This window comes from Streptomyces sp. NPDC107528 (assembly GCF_055639295.1).
The window spans coordinates 279814-301727 of sequence record NZ_JBVKAV010000011.1; the positions used below are offsets into that span (position 1 = coordinate 279814).

The window sequence follows — 21914 nt, forward strand, 5'->3', positions numbered from 1 at the left end:
CCGGCGGGGGAATATCCCCCCGGGGCCCCTTCGTCGCCGTTGCCGCTACGGCTTCTCGTCCGTGTAGAGCGCGTTCACCTCCTCGGCGGTGAGGGCCTTGTCGTAGGCGTGAACCTCGTCGACCGCGCCGTTCCAGAAGTCGGTGTCGTTGCCGCCCCACTGGGCGCGGCCGACGGCCAGGGCGCCGGTGCTGGGGTAGGCCGCACCGCCGGAGGCGCTCGCAGCCGGCTTCCCGTCGACGTACAGCTTGATCGTGTTGTCGGCGCTGTCGCGGACGCCGACCAGGTGGTACCAGCGGCCCTTCTCCGGGGTGGTGACCAGGCGGGCACGGCTCTCGCCCGGTGTGCTGAAGGCGAACGCGCCCTGTCCGTACTGGAGGTAGAACGGGCTGGCCTGGCGACGTGTGTCCTGGCTGATCGCTGTGGCGTAGTTGCCGGGGAGTTCGTCCAGCCGGACCCACGCGGAGACCGAGTAGCTTCCGGTGGTGTCGAGCACCGGTCCATCGGTCTCGGCGTACTGGCCGTTGCCGTTGAACTTCAGCGCGCTGCCGCTGACTCCGGGCGTCCAGGTGGTGCCCGTGGAGAGCGTCAAGGGCTTGGTGTTGGGGCCGTCGTCCTTCGCCGTGGTCCCGGCGCTCTCGTCGAGGGCCCAGTGCCCGCCGCCCTTGAGCGGCTGCCGTTCGCCGGCGGCGGCACCGGCCGCGATCACCTTGCGGTTGACCTCACGGACCCGGACCGGGTCGACCTTGATCTCCCGACGGTCGTACGTGTACAGGCCGTTGAGCTCGTTCTCCAGGTCGGAGATCTGCGTGTAGACCGAACCGGACAGCTCGGCGCCGGCCTGGTCGAGATAGAACTTCTCGGTGTTCTCGACGTACTTGCGGGTCAATGCCTCCTTGTCGTTGACACCGCTGTAGATCACCGTCGGAGCGCCCGGCCACATGTGCCCGGGGGTACGCAGGGTGAAGCCGCCGTGCTCACCGTCCATCGCCGCCCGCTTGTCGTCGGGGAACGGCGGGTCCTCGTTGTTGTAGTCGTGGTGGTCGATGATGTCGCCCTTGCCCGAATCACCCTTGGAGTTGCAGCAGTTGACACCGCTGTGGGCGTTGACGACACGGGACGGGTCGGCCTCCTTCACGGACTCGGCGATCTTGCCGGTCTCGGTGCGGTCCCACTCGCCCCAGCCCTCGTTGAAGACGATCCAGCCGATCACGGAAGGCGCGTTGTGGTGCTCGCGCATCATCTCCCGGCCCTGGTCGACGAAGGCACGCCGCCCGGTCTCGTTCGTGATGTTGCCGGAGACGAAGTCCTGCCAGACCAGCAGGCCGAGCCGGTCCGCGTGGTAGAACCAGCGCGCGGGCTCCACCTTGATGTGCTTGCGCACGGCGTTGAAGCCGAGCTCCTTGTGCGCCTTCAGGTCGAACGCGAGGGCCTCGTCGCTGGGCGCGGTGTACAGGCCGTCGGGCCAGAAGCCCTGGTCGAGGGTGGCCAGGGAGAAGACCGGTTTCCCGTTGAGCACGAGCTTCTGGAAACCGCCTACCTTCGCGACGCCTATCTCGCGCATACCGAAGTAGCTGCCGACCTTGTCGGTCGACCTGCCGTCGGTGAGCCTGACGTCGAGGTCGTAGAGGTAGGGGTCGTCCGGGCTCCACAGGTGCTGGTTCGCCACCGGCAGCCGCAGTTGCTCGTTGGCCGGCCCGCTGACCTTGCCGACGACCTTGCCGCGCTTGTCGCGGGCGACCGCCTCGACCCGGGCCCCGGCGGACGCATTGCCGGACTCGACCGTCACCGCGAGGCTGCTCGTGCCGATGTCAGGGGTGGAGACAACGTTATCGATCGCTGCGACGGCGACCGGCTCCATCCAGACGGTCTGCCAGATGCCCGACGACTGGGTGTAGAAGATGCCGCCCGGGTTGGTGGACTGCTTGCCCATCGGCTGGTCGGCGCCTCCGGTGTCGGTGACCGCGACCACGACCTCCTGCCGCCCTGTGCCCTTCAGCGCGTCGGTGATGTCGGCGCTGAAGGCGTCGTAGCCACCGGTGTGTTCGGCGACCTTCGTGCCGTTGACGAAGACGCGGGCCTGGTAGTCCACGGCGCCGAAGTTCAGCTTCAGCCGGTTGCCCTTGCCGTCCTTGCCGACCTTCCAGTCCTTGGGGACGTTCACCAGCCTGCGGTAGAACATGTGGTCCTCGTGCCGCTCCAGCCCGGAGAGCTGCGACTCCACCGGGTACGGGACCACGATCTCTTCGTCGAGGTTCTTCCCGAACACCGGCTGCTCGCCCGCCTCGGCGCCGCTGAACTGCCAAGAGCCGTTGAGGTTCTTCCACTTGGAGCGCACCTGCTGCGGACGCGGGTACTCCGGCAGCGGGTTCTTCGTGTCGACCTTGTCGCCCCACTTGGTGGTCAGCCGGTGGATTGAGGCGTTGTCGGCATAGCGGATGACCTTCGGTACGGTTTCGCCGCCCGACGTCAGGCCGCCCTCGCCGTCGTAGGTGACCCGTACCTGCTGGCTCTTCTGTATGGGTTCGGCGAGCGTGACGAGGAGGGAGTTGCGGTCGCGGGAGGCGACGGTGACGGACTTCAGGGGCATGGCCGTGGTGTCGGCCTCGACCTCGAGGTGGTCCTTGACCGCCTGGAGGTCGCCGACCCTGCCCTCGAACCGGGCCCGCAGCCGGCGTCCGTCCGCGCCCACGGACATCTCCACCGGGTAGACCTCGAAGCCCTCGGGCGGAGTGAATGCCGACATCGGCACGAGCTGCTTGGACAGGCCCGGGCCGGCCCAGCGCAGGAACATGTTGGAGCCGCCGAAGTCCTGGAACATCTCCAGGCGGAAGTCGTGCTTCTCGCCGCCGGTGAGCCGGATCGCGGCGCTGGTCTGCTCCTTGTCCCAGTCCGGCTCCCAGTGGTCGATGACCGGCTCGCCGTCGATGTAGAGCCGGAAGCCGTTGTCGCCGATGGCGTAGAAGGTGTAGTCGCCGGAGGCCGGTGCCTCGATCTGGCCCGTCCAACGGGCGGTCGTGTGCTCCGACTTGCCGGTCAGCTCTTGGAAGGTGCTGGTCAGGCCCGAGAAGTTGATCTGCGGATCGAGCAGCGTGCCACCGAGTTCGGCGAAGTCCCGTGCACCCGGGGCCGACATGCCGAAGTACTCGCCCTTCAGACCGTGCACCTCGACGTCGGCTGCTTCGGTGGAAAGCACTGAGGCGCTGCCGGTCGGCTCAACTGCCGACGCGGTGGCGGCCAGACCGCTCGGGGGCACAACGAGAGCGGCCGCAGCCAGCAGCGCCCACAGTCTGGCCCGTGGGCTGATGTGTTGTCTTGTCATCGAACCTTCCTCGCACGGAGGCCGCAGACCGGGACCGGCCATCTGGGCCCTTTCAACGTTGGAAATTCTTGTGACAGCCGAAATGACAGCACGCCCCTCGATCGCTGTCCAGACCTCGCGCGCCACTGTGTTACTCACCCTCACCAGGCTCCCAGGGCAGGCAACTTGTGGCATTCGGTGCTCCTTGGCACTGACCGGCGACGTGGGGGAAGGTGGCCGCCGGATGACCGTTCCGTCCCTCCAGGTCGCACAAGGTGCCCTCACCGCCGGGCAACGATCGGGCCGTCTCGGCAGTCGTAGGGAGTGACGGACTTCCCGTCTCCTGAGCCCCCTGCCAACTACCGTTCCCTTCCGGTGGATGGCAGGGCCTGTCACCCCTGGAGGGTTCATGAACCGCTACGCCGTACCGCTTGGCGACAGACCGAGCCGCGTAGTCGTGCTGGGGGCCGCCTTCGTTCTGCTGGCCGGTGTCGGCACCCCGGCCGATGCCGCGGCCGGCGAACCGGTGGTCAGCGGTGCCACCGTCAACTCCGGACGGGACGTCGTCGTGGGTATCACGCACGACGTGGTGTTCCCGGTCGCGGTGAGCGGATCGGACGACTCCGGCCTGTCCTTCGTAGACGTGGATCTGAAAGGACCGCACGGCGGCTTCTACACCACCGACGCGTTCTGCGAGAGCGCCACGACCTGCACGACGGCGTTCACCGTCAACGCCCACCCGGCTCCAGGCAGCGACGATCCGGTGGACCTTGCCAACGCCAACGCGGGAACGTGGTCTGTCGACGCCTTGGCCGACGCCAACGACGGCGCATCCGTCTTCGCCCCGCGCGTGGGGTCGTTCAGCCTCAAGCGTGCCGCGCAGCTCACCGTCAACGCGTCCCCGGAGCCGGTGACCAAGGGCGCCCGTATCACCGTCAACGGCAAGCTCGTGCGGGCCGATTGGGACACCTATCGGTATGCGGGATACGCGGGTCAGACCGTGCACCTGCAATTCCGCCCGAAGGGCAGCAGCACCTACGCCACGGTGGTCGCCGTGAAGAGCAGCAGCACCGGCACACTGCGCGCCACGGTCAAGGCGGTCCAGGACGGTTACTGGCGTTGGAACTTCACCGGCACGACCACCACCGGACCGGCCAAGGCCACCGGTGACCACGTCGATGTACGCCCCTGATCCCGTTACGACGTCACACCTCGCCGCGCCGAACGGCTTTCTCTGAGGCCACTGCTGCGGGGTGTGAGGATGTGCAAATGTCGTCGCTGAGGAAACCCGGGAGGCGGGCGGTCGGGCTCGTGGCCGCGGCCAGTGCGGTGCTGGCGCTGACCGCCTGCGGACCGGGGGGACCCGATGACGAGTCCTCGGGGGACCGGGAGGCGAAGTACAAGCGCGTCATCGAAGATCCTCGCCCGCAGCCGGCCGACGTCATCGAGATGGCCGGCGCGCCCACCGCAGTGGTCCGCGCGGGCGAGGGCTCGCTGCTTCTGACGTACGACGCCGGCAACGTCGAGGACGACGAAGGGCCGGCTGCGTCCGCGTGGCGCATCATCGACCCGGACGGCGCTACGGTCGCGCAGCACGCGGAACACACCGACGCGGAGGCGACACAGGCCGCGTACAAGGGAGTGACCGGCGGCTTCGTGCGGGTGCCGCCGGGTGAAGGAGCCGACGGAGCCTACGCCCTCGACGTGCGCGGCAAGCGGCAGAAGGTCGTCATCACCGGGGCCCCGTTGCGCAGCCGACCCGGCGACGTCCTGCTCGCCGAGTTGGAGCCGACCCTTGTCTACCGCCCCGCCACACGCACCGTGGCGCCACCAGCCGGCGTGCCGCAAGACGCCGTCCGTCTCGCCGTCGACGAGCGGGGCACGATCTGGAGCCTGGAGCAGTCACTGACCGAGGACCCCCACCGCGTCCTGTGGCAGCGCGACGGCCGCACCCTGGGCTCCACGGCGGTCCCGAAGCCGTACACGGGTGGCGTCCTCGTCGCGCGCGGTGGCACCGCGGCGCTGTCCCTCATCCGCGGCGAGAGTGTGGCCGGGCTGCTGGTGACGACGGACAGCGGCCAGCACTGGCGGACGGTACTCGGCGGCGGCGTTGCCTGGACGGACCTGAAGCGTGGCCCGGAGTCATGGGTCCTTGAGGTCCTCGACGACGGGCGGCTCCTCCTCGGCGAGGAAGGCGGCCGCTACTGGCTCGCCGATGACCACACCAACAGCGCCTTCCACCAACTGAAGACGCCGACTGCATTCACGTCGCTCACCGTCCACGGCAAGACGCTCTACGGCATCGCGGACGCGACGACAGCGACGTACAGCCTGGTGAAGGGCGAAGGGCTGTGGATCTCTCCTGACGGCGGCCGTGCTTGGCGGCGCCACGAAGAGCGCGGATGACGACGTCCGCTTTGTCCTCTGGCCAACGCGCGTAGACCGCGGGCACCATTCTTCCTGCACCACCTGCACAGCCGCCCCACAGGAACCGTGGCCCACCGCAGGAAGGTCCCCCGTATGAAGGTCACCCAGGCCTTGAGGCTCCGCTCGGTCCTGACCGCTCTCGCCCTCGTCATCGCCCCCAGCGCCGTCGTCATCGGCACCGCCGGCGAAGCGTTCGCCGTCACCAAGATCAGTCACGCCACCGCGACGTCCATGTTCCAGCAGGTCGGTATCACCTGGTCGTCGTCAGGGAACTGTTCCAACCGCAACAACCCCACCTGCACATCCTTCGAGCAGCTCAACCTCGCCACCGCCCAAGGCGCACAGACGCTCAAGCGCGCCAGCGGCTGTGCCCTGAACATAACGGGCGGTACCGAAACCGGACACGCCTCCGGCACGTACTCGCACTGGAACGGCTACAAGCTCGACTTCGGCAAGTACACCTGTCTCGGGAACTACATCAAGAACACCTTCACCTACATCGGCCCGCGCGGCGACGGGGCCCTCCAGTGGCGTTCCGGCTCGGGCAACATCTACGCCGACGAGGGCAACCACTGGGACGTCCTCTACTACAACTGCGGCGGTTGCTGACCTGCCCGAGCGATCAGCAGGGCTACGTCGTCGTGGTCGTCATCGTGACGCAGGGTGTGCAGGAGAACGTCACAGGTGGCGTCGATGGAGCGGTTGGGGTCGTCCAGGACGTCGAGGAGGGCGTCCAGGCGTGCGTCGATCGGCTGGTCGCGGGTCTCGATGAGGCCGTCGGTGTACAGGACAAGTTGGTTGCCGGGCCCGAAGTCGATCGAGGTGGAGTCGAAGGAGATACCGCAGCCGCCCAAGGGTGCGCCGGTGGGCAGGTCGAGCAGCTCACGTGTGGCGTCCGGGCGCAGGAGCACGGGCGGCAGGTGTCCGGCGAGGGAGACGCGGCACTGCGCGGTGTGGGGGTCGAAGACGGCGTAGACGCAGGTCGCGATGGTGTCGAGGTCGTCCGTGATGTGGTCGAGGTGGTGGAGGACCTGGTCGGGGGGCAGATCGAGGTCGGCCAGTGTTCTGGTGGCGGTGCGCAGCTGTCCCATGCTGGCGGCGGCTGTGACGCCGCTGCCCATGACGTCGCCGACGACGAGGGCTGTCTTGTCGCCGTTCAGAGGGATGACGTCGAACCAGTCGCCGCCGATTTCGATGGTGGCCTGGGCGGGGCGGTAGCGGAAGGCGACATCGAGACCAGGCCGTTGTGGAGAGGGGTGGGGCAGCAGGCTGCGTTGGAGGGTGAGGGCGGTCCGCCGCTGTTCTTCCACGGCGTGGTGTCGGTCGGTGACATCGACGCTGGAGGTGGCCACGCCCAGCACTTTTCCGTTGGGGGATTCGAGCCGGTAGAACGAGATCGACCAGGCGTGATCGTTGTCCGGGTCCGCCGCCGTGCGGCCGACGATGTACTGGTCGACAATCGGTGTCCCGGAGGCGAGGACTTCACGCATGGCGCCTTCGAAGGACTTGTCCAGGTAGGGCACCACCTCGTGGACGTGGCGGCCGATGTGCTCGGTGGCCGGCACGCCGTTCATCCGTTCCTCCGCGGGGTTGACGGAGATGTACCGGAGATCGGTGTCCAGCATGCCCAGACCGATCGGTGACTGGGACACCAGTTGGGCGGACAGGGCCAGGTTGCGCTCCACCTGCCGTAGCGTCGCCTGGTCCGTGGCCAGACCCAGGGCCCAGTACTCACGGTGGTCGTCCTGCAACCGCATGTTGCGGAACTCCACCAAGCGCCTGCTGCCGTCCTTGTGCCGTACGGGAAAGACCCCTGCCCAGCTCTCGCCGTCCTCCATGACCTGCGTGAACAGTGCCAGCACCGTGTCGAGGTGCTCTCTGTCGATCAACAGCCGGGCCGCGTACTGGCCCAGTGCCTCCTCGGCGGTGTAGCCGAAGAGGGTCTCGGCCTGTGGGCTCCAGAGATCGATCCTGCCCTCGGCGTTGAGGAGGACCGCGGCCACGTTCAGCACATCCAGCAGGCCGCCCGGCCGGGACGCAACCCCACCCGACGTGCCGGGATCATCCCGGAAGGGTTCGGTCGGCCCCATGCCCGACCTCCTTCCCTGCCGCAGATCGGGCTGCCGTGCTGCTGGGCGGACGTGTTCCGGCGCAAGTGTCCGCCCTCCCATCGTCCTCCACTGCGGCCGACGCATGCACGCCGGCGTCGGCCGCGGAGCAGGAGCCTGCCGGACGTCATCCCGCCGGGTTCGTCGGCGGCGCTGGTTGCGGCGGCGGGCCCGCAGTTCGCCGGGGGACCCTCTCGGAGCTGCACGCAGACGCCGAGTCCTACGCCTTCCGGGCAAGACCGCCGTGCTCGGCGACGACCTCCCCGGTGGGCGAACCCGGCTCCGGTCGCCACTGCGTCACCGAGACGACGCCAGGTGCGATGAGGTCCAGGCCGTCGAAGAACGTGGTGATTTCATCGACCGTGCGCAGGTTGTAAGGAACGGCGCCACTGCTGTTGTAGGCGTCCTGGGCCTGCTCGAAGACCGGGTCGATGCCGCGCGATCCGTCGTTGATGGAGAGGTAGCTGCCCGAGGGCAGGGCGCTCATCAGCCGGGTGACGATGGAGCGTGCCTGATCGTAGTCGGGCACGTGGCCCAGGATGTTGCTGAGGATGAGCGCGGTGGGGCGGCCGAAGTCCAGTGTCTTCGCGGCGGCTGCCAGGATGCGGTCCGGGTCCGTCACGTTGGCGTCGATGTAGGCGGTCGCGCCCTCGTGGGTGGAGTAGAGCAGGGCGCGAGCGTGGGCGAGCACCATCGGATCATTGTCGACGTAGACGATCCGTGTCTCGGGGGCCAGTCGCTGGGCGACCTCATGGGTGTTCTGGGCGGTTGGAAGACCGGTGCCTATGTCCAGGAATTGCCGGATGCCCGCCTCGGAGACGAGATACGTGATGTTGCGGCGCAGGAAGGCGCGGCTGGAGCGGGCGATGGTGACGATGCCGGGGAAAACCGCGGTGTACGCGTCGCCTGCTTCCTCGTCGACGGGGTAGTTGTCCTTGCCGCCGAGCCAGTAGTTCCAGATGCGGGCGGAGTGCGGAACCGAAGTGTCGATGTTCTGGTGGTTCGCCGGTTCCGGCGTCGTCACGGGGTCGGTCATGAGTCGTGTCCGTTCTTGAACCGCAGTATGGATGCTTCACGGCACAACCTACGTCCGAACGCCCTGTGTATCTGCAGCAGTTCACACTTGGCCGGTCACGGGCACCGCTGCCTGGGCCTGCTCCGGCTGTGTGGCCATGGCCCTCAGCGTCTCGAACGCGGCCGCTGCCGGGCTGGCCGGTTCAGCCTGATAAACCACCAGTTGCTGGTGCGAGGCCCCATTGACGGTGAAAGCCGCGAACGTGATGTGCAGATCTCCGACCTGAGGGTGTTTGAGATGCTTGCCCTCCTGGGACTTCGCCTTCACGTCGTGCATCCGCCAGATTTCAGCGAACTCCACGCTCTGGTCGGACAGTTCCGCCACGACTTCGGCAATACGGGCCGATTCGGGGTCGCGTCCGTACGCGGCCCTGATTTCGGCGACGCAGGAGTGCGCGGCTCGCTCCCATTCCTGGTAGAACTCGCGTCCTGCGGGGTCGACGAACATCATGCGGGCGAGGTTGTCGAACTTCTCGAATCCGCTGTGGAGGGCTGTGGCGAGGGAGTTGCCCGCCATGATGTCGAGGGCCGGGCCGACGACGAAGGCCGGAGTGTGCTCCCATCCGTCCATCAGCTGCAACAACTGCCGGCTGACGTCCCTCTCGCCCCAGTCGCGTGGGCGCTGCGAGGCGGTGAGGCAGAGGCGGTTGAGATGACCGGTGGCTTCCGCGTCCAGTCTCAGGGCCCGTGCCACGGCATCGAGGACCTGCGGGGACGGGCTGTTCTCGCGACCCTGTTCCAGCCTGATGTAGTAGTCGGCGCTGACCCCGGCGAGGAGTGCGACTTCCTCTCTGCGCAGTCCCGGCACCCGGCGTCGCCCGTGTTCGGGAAGACCGACATCGTGTGGCTTGAGGGCTTCTCGGCGGGCTCTGAGGAAAGCACCCAAAGGTGTCCCACTGCTCATGGGGCAAGACTAGGCGTTTCGCGGCCGACCAGAACAAGCAGCCATGGGGGAACGATGAAGGGAATGCCGGGGCGGCGGGGATGTTCAGGAGGCGGTGGCCGGGGTGTTCAGTACGTATTCGCGAGAGGCCTGCACCTCGCCGCGCAGGGCGTTCAGGTCGACGTCGAGGACGTGTCCGTCCCACTTGCGGGGCTCGCCGTTGATGAGGACGGCGCTGATGTTGCGGGCGTCGGAGCCCAGCACGATCGTGCCGATCGGGTCGTTGAGCGGCATGTTGTTGAGGTCCTCGGCCTGGATGACCAGCAGGTCGGCCTTCTTGCCCGGAGTGAGTGAGCCGGTGACGCCGGCCAGGCCGTTGGTGTGGGCGCCCTGGAGGGTGGCGAAGTCCAGGACGTCGTGAGTGGTGATGCGCGAGGGCTGATCGTCGGTGCCGTAGGCGGCGTGGACCGCGCGCATCCGCTGGATGGCGTGCAGGGCCCGCATCTGCGTGAACATGTCGCTGGCCAGGGCGACTTCGACGTCGATGCTCAGTCCGGGGCGGATGCCGACGGCGAGGGCCTCGTCGACGGCCGGTATCGCGGTCTCCAGTCCGATCTGGGCGTCGGAGGTGGGGGCGAGGGCGACCGTGGTACCTGTCCCTCCCATGGCCTTCCATGCCTCGGCGGTCAGTCCCGTGGAGTGGATGAGGGTGACGTCGGGGCTTAGGACGCCGTCCTGGGCCCAGCGCAGGACCGCGTCGGAGGAGGACGTGCCGAAGACGGCGTCCACGCTCACGCCGATTCCCAACTCCGCCGCGACGCACGCGAGTTCGGGGCCGTATGCGAGAACCGGGCCGGCGATCTCGTCGGTGGCCAGCGTCGCGAGGCGCAGCGTGAGCAACTGGTCGCTGCTGCTGAAGTACTGGTCCTTGAGGCGGGTCAGGTCGCCGGGCCACTGCCGGTCCCACTCGCCGAAGTGCGGCCCCATGGAGGCGTGTACGCCGCGGATGCCGGTGTCGACGAGGGCTTCGATGGCGGCGTCGGAGTGCTCGCGGGTGCGGGAGTTGTGGGAGAAGTCGAGCATCGTCGTGATGCCGCTGTCGATCGCGGTCAGGGCGGCGAGCCGGGTACCGATGTACATGTCCTGGGGCCGGTAGACGGTGGCGTATCCGGCCAGGGTGGACATGACGTAGCCGCCGAGGTCGTCGACGTCCGGCATGATCCGGCGCAGCTGGGCCTGCCAGGCGTGCCGGTGGGTGTCGACGAATCCGGGGGTGAGGATCGTGCCGGTGGCGTCGACGACCACCGCACCGTCCGCGTCGAGGTGACGGCCGACGGCGGTGATCGTGTCGCCCTCGACGAGGAGGTGGCCGCCGTTGATGACGCCGAGGTCGGGGTCCATGGTGACGAGGGTCGCGCCGGTGAAGAGGATGCGCCGCCGGTCGGCCGGCCGACGCCGGAGCTCTTCGAGGACGGCGGCGCCGGTGGTGTCGTTGACGTTCATGAGAGGTGTTCCTTCTGTACGGCGGACAGGGCCGTGAGGATGGGCCGTGCTCTGGAGGGGGAGGGTCAGCCGAGCTTCATGACATAGCCCGCGTGGTGCAGTTCGTGGCCCTGGAACTCGCCGTAGGCCCAGAAGCCGAGGTCGTCCAGGTAGTCGATGCGGTCGCCGTCGATCCCGTACCGGCCTTGGCAGGAACGTCGGTGCCGGCCCACAGGACCGGGCGGCCTGCTGCGACGAGTGCGCGGACCTGCCCGGGCCGGGTCATGAGGGTGGTCACCGCGCTCGGCACGTCCGCGGCGAGTTCGTCAGGCAGCACCAGAAAGTCGGGGGCGCTGCCCGGGGTCAGCGTCGCGACGTACTCGGAGCGGTGGCCGCGGCCACCCGCCGGCGCGACGGTGTCCACGACGGGCGGGGGGCGATGGTCAGGCCGGTGCAGTCGACCACGATGGCGTTGTCGTCCCCCGCCGCGGTGATGATGCCCGGGCCGACCCCCACGAGCAGGGAGCCGACGAACAGGAGGTCGGCGCCGCTCATGGTTCCGATCAGCGGGTCCATCGTCAGGATGCGGGCGTGGGCGAAGAGGACGGGACGCCCCTCGTCATTCGAAAGGATCTCCTTGAGAGCCTCGGGGTTCCAGCTCACGGTGCCGGTCTCGGTGGTGCTCATTGCCTGCTCCTCAGTGGGGTCGCCGCGTAGGTTTCCCCGCTGCGCGAGATGGGCGCCGGTACAGGTCCGAGGCGAGGGTTCGGCAGCCGCAGTGGCCACCCGACCATTAGGTTCGGTGCGCGGTGGATCCGGAACCAGGCCACGCTGTACCTAGGTGTCGGACACCCACCATCCGTTCCCCCGCCTGCGGAAATGGGGCATGGGCCCGGCCCACGGTCCGTCCTGGGTGCGCGACACCCAGGAAGCTCTCACCTGGGCAGACTGTGGCCTGGTTGCCGCCGGGCGCCCAGGCGACCGTAGAGCCATGACCAGCACCGACACACTCCGCGACCCTCACCCCTACGTCGGAATGTGGGTGACAGCGGACGGTTTCATCCGCCAGGAACTCCTGCCCGACGGCCGCTACGACGAAGCCCGCGGCAACCGCCTCAGCGCCTACACCGGCAGCTATACGGTCACCGGCAACCACATCGACTACGTCGACGACACCGGCTTCACCGCCACCGGCGACGTCCGCGACGGCGTTCTCTTCCATGAGCACCTGGTGCTCTACCGCGAGGGGGACGAGCAGACCAGGCGGGCATCTGGACCGTAGCCAAGAACCACACGCGGGCAGCCGCACTGGCCTCGATTTCGTGGCGCGTCCCGCCCGGACAGTTCGGTGGGATGTCTTGAGCCAAGTGAGGCTGGTTGAGCCCGGCTGCCGATTCGCTCGTAGATTGGAGGTACAGGCGGTCGCACTCGCAACTCTGGGAGAGCGCCCGATGACAGCGGAGATTGAATTCACGGCGTTCTTCGACGCCACACCGAGCCCGTACCTGGTGATGGGTACGGACCTGGTGATCCGCTACGTCAATCATGCATACCTGCAGGCCACCGGGCGGTCCCGGAACGAGCTGGTCGGAAAGTACTTCTTCGACGCACTGCCGGAAAACCCCCATGCCCCCGTCGAGGCGCAGCGGAACCTGAAGGCCTCACTGCTCCGGGTCCTGGAGACCGGGGAACCGGAGACCCTGGTGCTTCAGCGGTACGACATCCCCGCCCTCCAGCATCCGGGCGAATTCGAAGAGCGCTGGTGGTCGGAGATTCACACACCTATTTCCGGGGCTGACGGCAGCGTGAAGTGGATCGTTCAACGGGCCGAAGACGTAACCGTCTTCATCCGGTCACGCCGGGCGCGCGCGCTCACCGCGGGCTTCACCGAACGCGAGAAGGGCATGGCGGCCGAGTTGTTCGCGCGGGCCCGCGAGTTGCACCACTTGAATGAGGAACTGCGCCAGGCCCACGCCCGCGAACGGCAGGTCGCGGTCACCTTGCAGGAAGCCATGCTCTCCGCCCCCGACCTGGACCACCACACCGAGAACATCGCGGTCCGCTACCTGCCGGCGACCACCTCACTGAACGTGTGCGGCGACTGGTACGACGTCGTCGACCTGCCACCCGACCGCTACTCCGCGGCGGTCGGAGACGTTGTCGGCCACGGCCTGCACGCCGCCGCCGTCATGGGAATGCTGCGCAGCGCACTGAGCGCCGTCATCCGCACCACTCCCAGCCCCGCCCAGGCCCTGGAAGTCCTTGGTCTGTACGCCCGCTCCCTGGACGGCGCGACGGCGGCAACCGCGGTCAAGGTACTGATCGACACCCGCAGCAAGCTGATCATCTACAGCAATGCCGGACACCCGCCACCCGTCCTGCTCCACTCCGACGCCACCTGCGAACTCCTGGACCAAGCCACCGACCCGCCGCTCGGCGCCCGCGAGCACCATGTCCCCCGCCCTCAGGCCGGCCTCGCCTACACCGTGGGGGACACCCTCGTGCTGTACACGGACGGCCTGATCGAGCGCCGCGACGAGGACATCGACGTCGGCCTGACACGTCTGACGACGGCCCTGGCCCAGGTCAGCTCTCTCGCCCCTGACCAGCTCGCCGACGAACTGCTGACCCGCCTCGGCGTTGCAAGGGGCGCCCCCGACGACATCGCCCTCATCGTCATCCGCCTGTGACCGAGATGGATCCGCTTGAGGAGCGGCGGCATCGGATGCCCCACCGTGGCCTCAAGCGGATCACGGCCCTGGATCCCGCTCGATGGAAGGAAGCAATTCGACGGTCAAATGGGGCGCTTGGCGCCGGGAGGACGCGTCGTCCGTGCTGCACGTGCCGCTGCCGGCCATGATCTACGCGGACCCCGACGGTGACACCAAACTCGCGTGCGATCTCAGAACGCGCTAAAGGCTGGGGCAGCCGCTCTCGGGGGGACCGGCCTACGTGCTGTCCACGTGCTGTCCCTTCGCCCCGGCGGACAGACAGCTTCGGCATCCACGGGCGGCAACGGCTGCCACGTACCACGGGCGGTCTCATCCAGGTCAGCGCATGCGCACAGGACTCGACGCGCGTGATCGCGCCAGACCTGTTGCCCTGGTATCAGGCCCTTGCATTCGCCCACTGGAGGGACCAATGAACAGCTACCGAGTCGCGCAGGTGACGGCCCCAGGCGGCACCCTCGAGATCGCCGAGCGAGAGGTGCCGCAGCCCGGCCCCGGTCACGTCAGGATCGCCGTGGAGGCCTGCGGTATCTGCCACAGCGACGCCAATTTCGTCGATGGTCGCCTACCTGGTGTCTCGTTCCCGGACGTGCCTGGACACGAGATCGCCGGGCACATCGAGGAACTGGGCGACGGGGTGCACGAGCGGGGGTGGCAGGTGGGCGACCGAGTGGCGGTCGGCTGGTTCGGCGGTAGCTGCGGCCACTGCACACGCTGCCGGCAAGGCGACTTCATCGTCTGCGAGAACCTGAAAGTTCCTGGCTGGACCTACGACGGAGGCTTCGGGGAGAAGATGATCGCGCCCGCCGACGCCCTCGCCAAAATCCCTGACGATCTCGCGGCAACCGACGCGGGGCCCATGGCCTGTGCCGGCGTGACCACGTTCCACGGACTGCGACGCAGCCCCGCTGAGCCCGGCGACCTCGTCGCCGTCCTTGGCCTGGGTGGCCTGGGGCACCTCGGAGTCCAGTACGCAGTCGCCATGGGCTTCGAGACCGTGGGGATCGCCCGTGGCGCCGAGAAGGCCGAGTCCGCCAAGCGGCTGGGCGCCCACCACTACATCGACAGCACCTCGGACGTCCCGGTCGCGGAGGCGCTCCAGGCCCTCGGCGGTGCGAGGACCGTGCTGGCAACCGCCGGAAACTCCCAGGCCATCAGTGCGACCGTGGAAGGCCTGACACCGCGAGGGGAGCTGGTGATCATCGGGGCGGATCCCGCACCCATGAGCACCACCCCCGCCCAGCTGCTTCTCAGCGGCCGTGTCGTCCGCGGCCATCCATCCGGCACTTCGCAGGACGTGGAAGACACCATGGCGTTCAGCGTCCTGCATGGCATCCGGCCAATCACCGAGACCGCGCCGCTGGACCACGCCGATGAGGCTTACCAGAAGATGCTCTCCGGAGCCGCCCGCTTCCGGATGGTGCTCACGCCCAGCTGACGCCGGCCGGCTCACGCCCAGCTGACTTCGGCCGGCCAAGGCGACGCGGGGCGACGGCATGACCAAGAACGTGAACAGGCCAGGCCCCGCCGCATCCATCCAGACGGCCTCGCCGAGGTCTGAGGCGGTCGCAGCGACTACGACGGGAGTTCGGTTCCTGCCTGCTCGCGCACCATGTACTGGGCGTACCAGTCCGGCCAGTTCGGGTCCTCCGCACCGATGCGCGCCTCGTGCTCACCGTGCGCAGCCGCGGCGCGGCGCAGTGCGTTTGCCAGGTCTTCGGCCGAGGTGAACGTCGTGGTCGCGGGATCGAGGCGCCCGGGGAGGCGGGCCGTGATCTCCTGAAGGAGCCAGCCGTTGCCGTCCGGGTCACTGAAGGACAGAAACGAGCCGTAGCTGGTGCGCTGCGGATCGGGACCTGGCACCCGGGCGTCGGTCCCGGCGTGGTGGAAGACGCCGCCCGCGTCGTGGAACACCTCGCTCGGCTCGGCGCCGAGCCGCTTCAGCTGATCGTGTGCGGCGTTGATGTCGTCCACGATCAGGTGCAGCCCCTGAGCCGAGCCCGGCGTCTGGGACGTGACCGAGGCGCCGAAGATGACCGACGCCGGCGAGCCCGGCGGCGTCACCTGCACCACCCGGAAGTTCTCGTCCGCGGCGACGTCCGCGTCCAGCCTCCAGCCCAGGCGCGTGTAGAAGCCCTTGGCCCGGTCGACGTCGGACACCGGCACCACGACGACCTCGAGTTTCATGTCCATGACTGGCACCTCCCGCGTTCGTACAAGGAGCCGACGCGACGAGGCTCGCACGGTCTTGCCGGAGAGCCACCGAGCGAGTGAACGCCGTCGCCACTAACAGCGTGGTTCGTGAGTGGATTGTCGGCAACGCGGGGATCGGGCAACTCCACCGAGGCCGCCTTGCCGACCCGCCCGCGATGTCCCAGTCGATCTCACCTGCTCTTCCTGCCTCGCGCATCGGCGACGGCATACGGCAGTCCGGGAAGGAGCAGCACCGGGGCGGCCCACAGTGGCAAGGTGAACAGCGCCCTGTCGCCGACCAGCCACTGGGAGAGCAGCACCGCGCCCAAGCCGGCAACCAGCGCGACCGCAAGGTTCTTTACGAGCCCGAGGCGGCCGCTCCGCAACTCCCAGGCGACCGTGACCGCTGCGACGACGGCCCAGAAGGCGACCTCGTCGACGCTGACGACTCGTTCGGTGGTCCACCGGACCAGACACGTGGCCAGCAGCAGCCAGCCGATCACGAAGCAGACCATCGCCGCGGTGCGCAGCAGCCGGCGGGGGAGCGGAGCGCGGGCCCGCGCCCACGACGCGGCGAACTCCTTGACGTCGTCGCCCACGACGTCCTGAGGCGTGCGCCCTGCGGCCGCCGCGTCCTCCAGATGGGCGGAGAGCTCGTCGAGCATCTCCCGGACGGATCCGTCGTCGATGCCCCGGTACTCCCAGTTGCTGCGGCAGACCGCGAGTACCTGTTGTTTCGTCATGGTTCGCTGGTCCGTCATGGTGCGCTTCCCCCCGTGGGTTCGGTGTCGGTCAGGATCCGCCCCACACGCCCGCTGAAGGCGTGCCACACGGCCCGGCCGCTGGTCAGTTCGGTACGTCCCGCTTCGGTCAGGCGGTAGTACTTGCGGGGGGCGCCACCGCTGGCCGACGGGGCGCTGTACGAGGAGATGAGCCCCTCCCGCTCCATCCGGGCGAGCAACGGATAGATACTGCCTTCGCTTACGAGATCGAGCCCGCTGTCGGCGAGTGCCGTCACGAACTCGAAGCCGTAGCGCGGTCGTTCGGCGATCAGCGACAGCAGGCACAGATCGAGAACTCCGCGCAGCATCTGACTACGACGCTGGTCACCGCTAGCGGGCCGCCCCTTTGTCATGCGGTACAAGATAGTCAGCTATTGCCATGCGTCGCAAGATACTTGCGGTGCACGGCAATGAACTCGGACGGTACGTCGTGTCGGACTACCTCCGGGCCGGCGCGCGAGTGAGTCCGGCTGCGACGGTCGTGGCGAGGATCCAGCCGGCGGCAATGAGCGCTGCGGCCGGCTTCACCGCGGGCGGATGGTGGACGGCAAAGGTGCCCGTCCCAGCGATCAGCACGAACAACAGCCACACCGCGGACCGCAACGGCCGGTAACCGTAGCCGACTGTCCAGTCCTGCAGCGGGCCCCGCCAGCGCCGGGCCGTCGGCTGCCGCCTGCGGCATTCGGCCAGGAGCACCTCCGTGTCTCCACAGACCGCCTCCCGAGATGCTCGGCTCGAATGTGAGGTTCCAACCAGGCCGACAGCCCGGAAACCAGTGAGGACCCCGATAAAGGCGACAGCCGTAGGCCGAACTCAGTGCGACGGCTCGGGGAGTTCGGCGGCTCCGGTCGTCGACGGGTGGGTGTGCGCGGCTTCGAGGAGTCTTGCCGCGCCGCGGACAGCGGCGGTGTGCGGGGCGGCAACGGGCTTGATGGGGGCGTGCAGCCGGGCGGCGAGGGGGTAGGTGATGTCGGGGCGCAGCGCGCCTCCGCCGGCCAGGAGTACCCCCCGTTGCAGGGCGTCGAGCGTCTGCGTGGTGTGGTCTTCCTCCAGCATCGTGGTCACCATTGCGGTGACCGCGTCGGTGATCTGCGTGGGCGGGGTGAGACGGTCCAGGTCGCTGGTGCCCAGGACGGCGTGGCGGGCATCGGTCACGGTGCCGTCGGCGAGCAGGACGACCTCGGTGATGTCGGCGCCGATGTCCACCACGAGCAGCGGCCGGGTCAGACCGGCACCGGCGGCCGTGGCCACGGCTCGTGCGGAGGGGACGGTCAGCACGGTGTGCGGCCGCAGGGGTTCCAGTGCGGTGCGGGCCTCCTTCCGGAAGGTGACTCCACCCAGGACGGGCGTGGTCAGGACGATCAGGCGACTGCCGAAGCGGGGCAGGAGGTGGCCGAGCAGGCGGTCGAGCATCCGGGCGGTGGCGGGGGTGTCGACGATGGTGCCGCGCAGGATGGGGTGGGTCGTGCCGTCGCCGGGCAAGGTCACCGTGGGCACGTCGAGGATCGTTCGGCGGGCGGACACCCAGGCGCGGGTTCGGGCGCTGCCGAGGTCGAGAGCGATCCCGGAACACTGGCGGTACAAGGGCCAGGTACGGTTCGGGGCGGTCGCGGTCCGGGGGCGGGCTTGTGCCGTCATCGTCCGGCCTCTCTGACCTGCTGGCAGCGGGCGCAGTAGCGGGCCTGCGGCACGATCATCAAACGCTCGCGGTCAATGGGCCTGCGGCACAGGTGGCAGGTGCCGTAGCGGCCCTGATCCATGCGTGTCAGGGCCGCTTCCACGTCGGCGAGCACCATGCGGGCGGAGGCGGCGAGTTTGACGTGCACTTCGAGCTGAGAAGCGGCCCGCCGGTCGAGCAGCGCCTCGGTGCGGCTCGTGGCGGGGACGGTGAGCTGCTGGAGCTGTTCCTGGCGGAACAGACGTTGCTCGCGCAGGTTCTCGCGCAGCGCGGCAAGGTCCTCGACCGACAGGGTCGTGTCGCGGCCACTGATGATCTGTTGGTTCACCACTTCACCCCTCGGGCAGGGCAGGGCAGGAGACGGAGACTGGGTGGCGGTTGTGTCAGGCGGCATTGATCTGGCAGGAGACGCAGAACCGTGTGTAGGGCAGGATCTCCAGGCGCTCGACCGGGACGGTCGTGGAGCAGCCCAGGCAGGTTCCGTAGCTGCCGTCGTCGACACGGGCAAAGGCAGCCTCGATCTCCTTGAGGACCCGTTCGATCGTGTCCTTCTGTACCGACATCAGCTGCTCCGCCGCGCCAGGCCCGGCCTCGTCCATGGCCTGTAGCTGCGTCAGCCGGGAGCCGCGTTCGTGCTCCAGGCGTTGGCGGGCCTCGTGCGCAGTCAGACGCACAGGACGGGATTCGGTGCGGGGCGTATCGAGCGACATGGTCGGTCCTTACCTACGAAAGACGGATAGTGCGGAGGGCGCGGATGGCGTACGGAAGCGGGACTGGGAGCCGAGGCGTCGGGGGATCACGGTTGGTGGTCATGCCCCCCACCGTGGCCGATACGCCGGGTGAAACCCATCGGGCGTGATACCCATCTGCGGCCGTTACCGGGGCCCACCGCGCCGTATGCACGCCGAGGTGCGGAAATGGGCATTGGAGCCCATCGACGGATCCAGCCGGGCGGGGCAGGCTGGCAGCAGGCCGGTCAGAGCAGTGGCCGCGGCTCGTGCTCGGGGAACGCGTTGACCGACAAGACAGACAGAGCCGTGTCACGAAAAGGAAGGCGTCATCCCGGTGTCCCTGTTCTGGCGGATTTTCGTTCTCAACGCCGTGGTGCTGGGAGGCGCGACCGCGCTGCTGCTGTGGGCTCCGGTGACCGTTTCCGTACCGGTCCTGCTGACCGAGGCGATCATCCTCGTGGCCGGCCTGGCTGTCATGCTGATCGCCAACGCCGCCCTGCTGCGCATCGGGCTCGCCCCATTGGACCGGCTCACGCGGTTGATGACCACCGTCGACCTTCTGCGCCCCGGGCAGCGGCTGCCGGAGCACGGCCGCGGTGAGACCGCCGAGCTGATCCGCACCTTCAACGCCATGCTGGACAGGCTTGAGCATGAGCGGGCCGCGAGCAGCGCCCGCGCACTGCTCGCGCAGGAGGCCGAGCGGCGCCGCATCGCCCAGGAACTCCACGACGAGGTCGGCCAGAGCATGACCGCGGTCCTGCTGACGCTGAAACGGGCAGCGGACGACGCGGATGAGCCCTTGCGCGGTGATCTCCAGCAGGCACAGGAGATCACCCGGGGGAGCCTGGACGAGGTCCGCCGCCTGGTGCGCCGGCTACGGCCGGGCGTACTGGAGGATCTCGGCCTGGCCAGTGCCCTGACCTCGCTGGCCACCGAGTTCGCCACCCACACCGGGCTGCGTGTGGTGCGCCACTTCGATGTCGGCCTGCCCGAACTGGATCAGGAAACCGAACTGGTGCTGTACCGCGTCGCTCAGGAGGCCCTGACGAACGTGGCCCGCCACGCCGAGGCCGACCGGGTGGAGGTGCGCCTGAGCCACACGGACGACACGGTGGTGCTGGCTGTCGCGGACGACGGCAGAGGGACGGGAGTCGCGCAGGAAGGCGCGGGGCTCCGCGGGATGCGCGAGCGGGCTCTGCTCATCGGGGCCACGCTGGATGTCACCTCCCAACCGCTGGACGGCACACAGGTTCGGCTGACCGTGCCCGTTCCCAGGAAGCAGTCATGACCACAAGCGACACGCCCGTGATCCGGATCCTCCTCGCCGACGACCACGCGCTGGTGCGGCGCGGCGTGCGGCTCATCCTGGACCAGGAACCGGACCTTCAGGTCGTCGCCGAGGCCGGCGACGGCGCCGAGGCGATCGCATCGGCCCGCACCCACGAGGTCGACCTGGCCGTGCTGGACATCGCCATGCCCCGGATGACCGGCCTGCAGGCCGCCCGCGAACTGATCGCGCTGAGGCCGGACGTGCGCGTGCTGATGCTGACCATGCACGACAACGAGCAGTACTTCTTCCAGGCGCTCAAGGCCGGCGCCAGCGGGTACGTGCTGAAGTCCGTGGCCGACCGCGACCTGGTCGCCGCCTGCCGGGCGGCCATGCGTGACGAGCCCTTCCTCTACCCGGGTGCGGTCACCGCCCTCATCCGCAACTACCTCGACCGCGTCCGCCAGGGCGAGGAACCTCCCGACCAGGTGCTGACGCCCCGGGAAGAGGAGGTGCTCAAGCTCGTTGCCGAGGGCCACTCCTCGAAGGAGATCGCCGAGATGCTCTTCATCAGCATCAAGACCGTCCACCGGCACCGGGCGAACCTGCTGCACAAACTCGGCCTGCGAGACCGCCTGGAACTCACCCGCTACGCCATCCGCGCCGGCCTCATCGAACCCTGACCCGGTTCGCCCTTCTGAACTGCCTCAAGGTTCCGGCTGCCACTCCCCAGCGGGGACCTTGAGGTCCCCGACACCCCGGCTTTCACGAAGCCACCGCCAGACCAAGAAGGGGACGGCGCATGGCACGCTCCTTGCAAACCGCCCCCCGCGCGGGCGGCCTCGGCCCTGCCGGAGTGATCGCTGTCCTGCTGGCCATCCTCGCTGCTGTGGTCAGCCCGTCGGCGCAGGGCAACCCTGACTTCACCGACAGCGCGGCAATGACTCCCGTAGTTGTACAGGCCGTCGGCGAACCGCACGCAGACGATGGGCACTTCGCTGTCTGCGACGCGCTGGTCCGAGGCCATCGCGACATCCCCGACGAGCGTCTTTCACCGCCGGTCACCGCCACCCTCGCCTCGTACTGCAGGGCCTACAGCCCGCCGCAGTCCGCACACACGTCCGCGCCGGCGGCGAACCGGCCCGCCTCTCCGCACCTGACGGGCCGTCACCAAGGGCGGGCGCCACCACCGGCCTCAGGCACCTGAACCTCTCCCAACTTCCTCGTCACCGCTGCCACTGTCCTGGCCGTGGTGTGCCT

Annotated in this window: 23 protein-coding genes; 9 read left to right on the forward strand and 14 right to left on the reverse strand. The window is 68.6% G+C overall.

Annotated features, from left to right (window positions below; all coding sequences use genetic code 11):
* Positions 1–45 precede the first annotated feature (45 nt).
* A complete protein-coding gene (locus ACZ7L5_RS32635) occupies positions 46–3321 on the reverse strand; it encodes a LamG-like jellyroll fold domain-containing protein (protein ID WP_471521293.1) in 3276 nt (1091 codons plus the stop codon).
* A gap of 388 nt (positions 3322–3709) precedes the next feature.
* Here ACZ7L5_RS32635 and ACZ7L5_RS32640 point away from each other — a divergent pair, with 388 nt between their 5' ends.
* The 3 genes from ACZ7L5_RS32640 (at position 3710) to ACZ7L5_RS32650 (ending at position 6336) form a co-directional block, all read left to right on the forward strand.
* Positions 3710–4492, forward strand: a complete 783-nt coding sequence (locus tag ACZ7L5_RS32640; RefSeq protein ID WP_471521295.1) for a calcium-binding protein — start codon at positions 3710–3712, stop codon at positions 4490–4492.
* A gap of 77 nt (positions 4493–4569) precedes the next feature.
* Positions 4570–5706, forward strand: coding sequence for a hypothetical protein (locus ACZ7L5_RS32645; protein WP_471521297.1), 1137 nt, complete (start codon positions 4570–4572; stop codon positions 5704–5706).
* Positions 5707–5820: 114 nt separating this feature from the next.
* On the forward strand, positions 5821–6336 hold the full coding sequence (locus ACZ7L5_RS32650; RefSeq protein ID WP_471521299.1) for a hypothetical protein: 516 nt from the start codon (positions 5821–5823) through the stop codon (positions 6334–6336).
* Here the strand turns inward: ACZ7L5_RS32650 and ACZ7L5_RS32655 are convergent.
* The 6 genes from ACZ7L5_RS32655 to ACZ7L5_RS32680 form a co-directional block, all read right to left on the reverse strand.
* A complete protein-coding gene (locus ACZ7L5_RS32655; protein ID WP_471521301.1) occupies positions 6315–7817 on the reverse strand; it encodes a SpoIIE family protein phosphatase in 1503 nt (500 codons plus the stop codon). The genes ACZ7L5_RS32650 and ACZ7L5_RS32655 overlap by 22 nt on opposite strands.
* Positions 7818–8055: 238 nt before the next feature.
* Positions 8056–8871, reverse strand: coding sequence for an SAM-dependent methyltransferase (locus ACZ7L5_RS32660; protein WP_471521303.1), 816 nt, complete (start codon positions 8869–8871; stop codon positions 8056–8058).
* An 81-nt stretch (positions 8872–8952) separates the two neighbouring features.
* Complete coding sequence (locus ACZ7L5_RS32665) at positions 8953–9813, reverse strand: helix-turn-helix transcriptional regulator (RefSeq protein WP_471521305.1); 861 nt, start codon at positions 9811–9813, stop codon at positions 8953–8955.
* Positions 9814–9897: 84 nt separating this feature from the next.
* Positions 9898–11295 carry an amidohydrolase family protein gene (locus ACZ7L5_RS32670; protein WP_471521307.1) on the reverse strand — a complete coding sequence of 466 codons (1398 nt, stop codon included), beginning with the start codon at positions 11293–11295 and terminating at the stop codon, positions 9898–9900.
* Between the two features lie 65 nt (positions 11296–11360).
* Positions 11361–11507, reverse strand: coding sequence for an Atu4866 domain-containing protein (locus tag ACZ7L5_RS32675; RefSeq protein WP_471521309.1), 147 nt, complete (start codon positions 11505–11507; stop codon positions 11361–11363).
* A gap of 130 nt (positions 11508–11637) precedes the next feature.
* Positions 11638–11961, reverse strand: a complete 324-nt coding sequence (locus ACZ7L5_RS32680) for a hypothetical protein (RefSeq protein ID WP_471521311.1) — start codon at positions 11959–11961, stop codon at positions 11638–11640.
* A gap of 304 nt (positions 11962–12265) precedes the next feature.
* Here ACZ7L5_RS32680 and ACZ7L5_RS32685 point away from each other — a divergent pair, with 304 nt between their 5' ends.
* From ACZ7L5_RS32685 to ACZ7L5_RS32695, 3 genes are all read left to right on the forward strand, one after another.
* Complete coding sequence (locus ACZ7L5_RS32685) at positions 12266–12556, forward strand: Atu4866 domain-containing protein (protein ID WP_471521313.1); 291 nt, start codon at positions 12266–12268, stop codon at positions 12554–12556.
* 169 nt (positions 12557–12725) lie between these two features.
* On the forward strand, positions 12726–13964 hold the full coding sequence (locus tag ACZ7L5_RS32690; protein WP_471521315.1) for a SpoIIE family protein phosphatase: 1239 nt from the start codon (positions 12726–12728) through the stop codon (positions 13962–13964).
* Between the two features lie 451 nt (positions 13965–14415).
* Positions 14416–15441, forward strand: a complete 1026-nt coding sequence (locus ACZ7L5_RS32695; protein ID WP_471521317.1) for an alcohol dehydrogenase catalytic domain-containing protein — start codon at positions 14416–14418, stop codon at positions 15439–15441.
* A gap of 137 nt (positions 15442–15578) precedes the next feature.
* On the opposite strand, the gene ACZ7L5_RS32700 is transcribed toward ACZ7L5_RS32695, so the two are convergent.
* The 7 genes from ACZ7L5_RS32700 to ACZ7L5_RS32730 all read right to left on the reverse strand — a co-directional run bounded on the left by ACZ7L5_RS32700 (position 15579) and on the right by ACZ7L5_RS32730 (position 19366).
* The gene (locus ACZ7L5_RS32700) at positions 15579–16196 is read right to left on the reverse strand and encodes a VOC family protein (protein WP_471521319.1); all 618 of its coding nucleotides are present in this window, start codon (positions 16194–16196) and stop codon (positions 15579–15581) included.
* Between the two features lie 191 nt (positions 16197–16387).
* Entirely contained in the window at positions 16388–16939 is a 552-nt protein-coding gene (locus ACZ7L5_RS32705) for a hypothetical protein (RefSeq protein ID WP_471521321.1), read from the reverse strand.
* A gap of 14 nt (positions 16940–16953) precedes the next feature.
* Positions 16954–17331: a PadR family transcriptional regulator gene (locus ACZ7L5_RS32710; RefSeq protein ID WP_383243953.1), complete on the reverse strand. Its 378-nt coding sequence runs from the start codon at positions 17329–17331 to the stop codon at positions 16954–16956.
* 85 nt (positions 17332–17416) lie between these two features.
* Positions 17417–17674: a hypothetical protein gene (locus ACZ7L5_RS32715; protein WP_471521323.1), complete on the reverse strand. Its 258-nt coding sequence runs from the start codon at positions 17672–17674 to the stop codon at positions 17417–17419.
* A gap of 117 nt (positions 17675–17791) precedes the next feature.
* On the reverse strand, positions 17792–18616 hold the full coding sequence (locus ACZ7L5_RS32720) for a hypothetical protein (protein WP_471521325.1): 825 nt from the start codon (positions 18614–18616) through the stop codon (positions 17792–17794).
* Entirely contained in the window at positions 18613–18987 is a 375-nt protein-coding gene (locus ACZ7L5_RS32725; RefSeq protein WP_471521327.1) for a TraR/DksA family transcriptional regulator, read from the reverse strand. Before ACZ7L5_RS32725 ends, ACZ7L5_RS32720 begins: the two co-directional genes overlap by 4 nt.
* 52 nt (positions 18988–19039) lie before the next feature.
* Positions 19040–19366 (reverse strand): TraR/DksA family transcriptional regulator, encoded by a 327-nt coding sequence (locus ACZ7L5_RS32730; RefSeq protein WP_471521329.1) that lies wholly within the window; start codon positions 19364–19366, stop codon positions 19040–19042.
* Positions 19367–19721: 355 nt separating this feature from the next.
* Here ACZ7L5_RS32730 and ACZ7L5_RS32735 point away from each other — a divergent pair, with 355 nt between their 5' ends.
* The 3 genes from ACZ7L5_RS32735 to ACZ7L5_RS32745 all read left to right on the forward strand — a co-directional run bounded on the left by ACZ7L5_RS32735 (position 19722) and on the right by ACZ7L5_RS32745 (position 21861).
* A complete protein-coding gene (locus ACZ7L5_RS32735; protein WP_471521331.1) occupies positions 19722–20675 on the forward strand; it encodes a HAMP domain-containing sensor histidine kinase in 954 nt (317 codons plus the stop codon).
* Positions 20672–21337, forward strand: a complete 666-nt coding sequence (locus ACZ7L5_RS32740) for a response regulator transcription factor (protein ID WP_328884076.1) — start codon at positions 20672–20674, stop codon at positions 21335–21337. Before ACZ7L5_RS32735 ends, ACZ7L5_RS32740 begins: the two co-directional genes overlap by 4 nt.
* A 119-nt stretch (positions 21338–21456) precedes the next feature.
* Positions 21457–21861 (forward strand): hypothetical protein, encoded by a 405-nt coding sequence (locus ACZ7L5_RS32745; RefSeq protein WP_471521334.1) that lies wholly within the window; start codon positions 21457–21459, stop codon positions 21859–21861.
* The last annotated feature ends 53 nt before the right edge of the window (positions 21862–21914 follow it).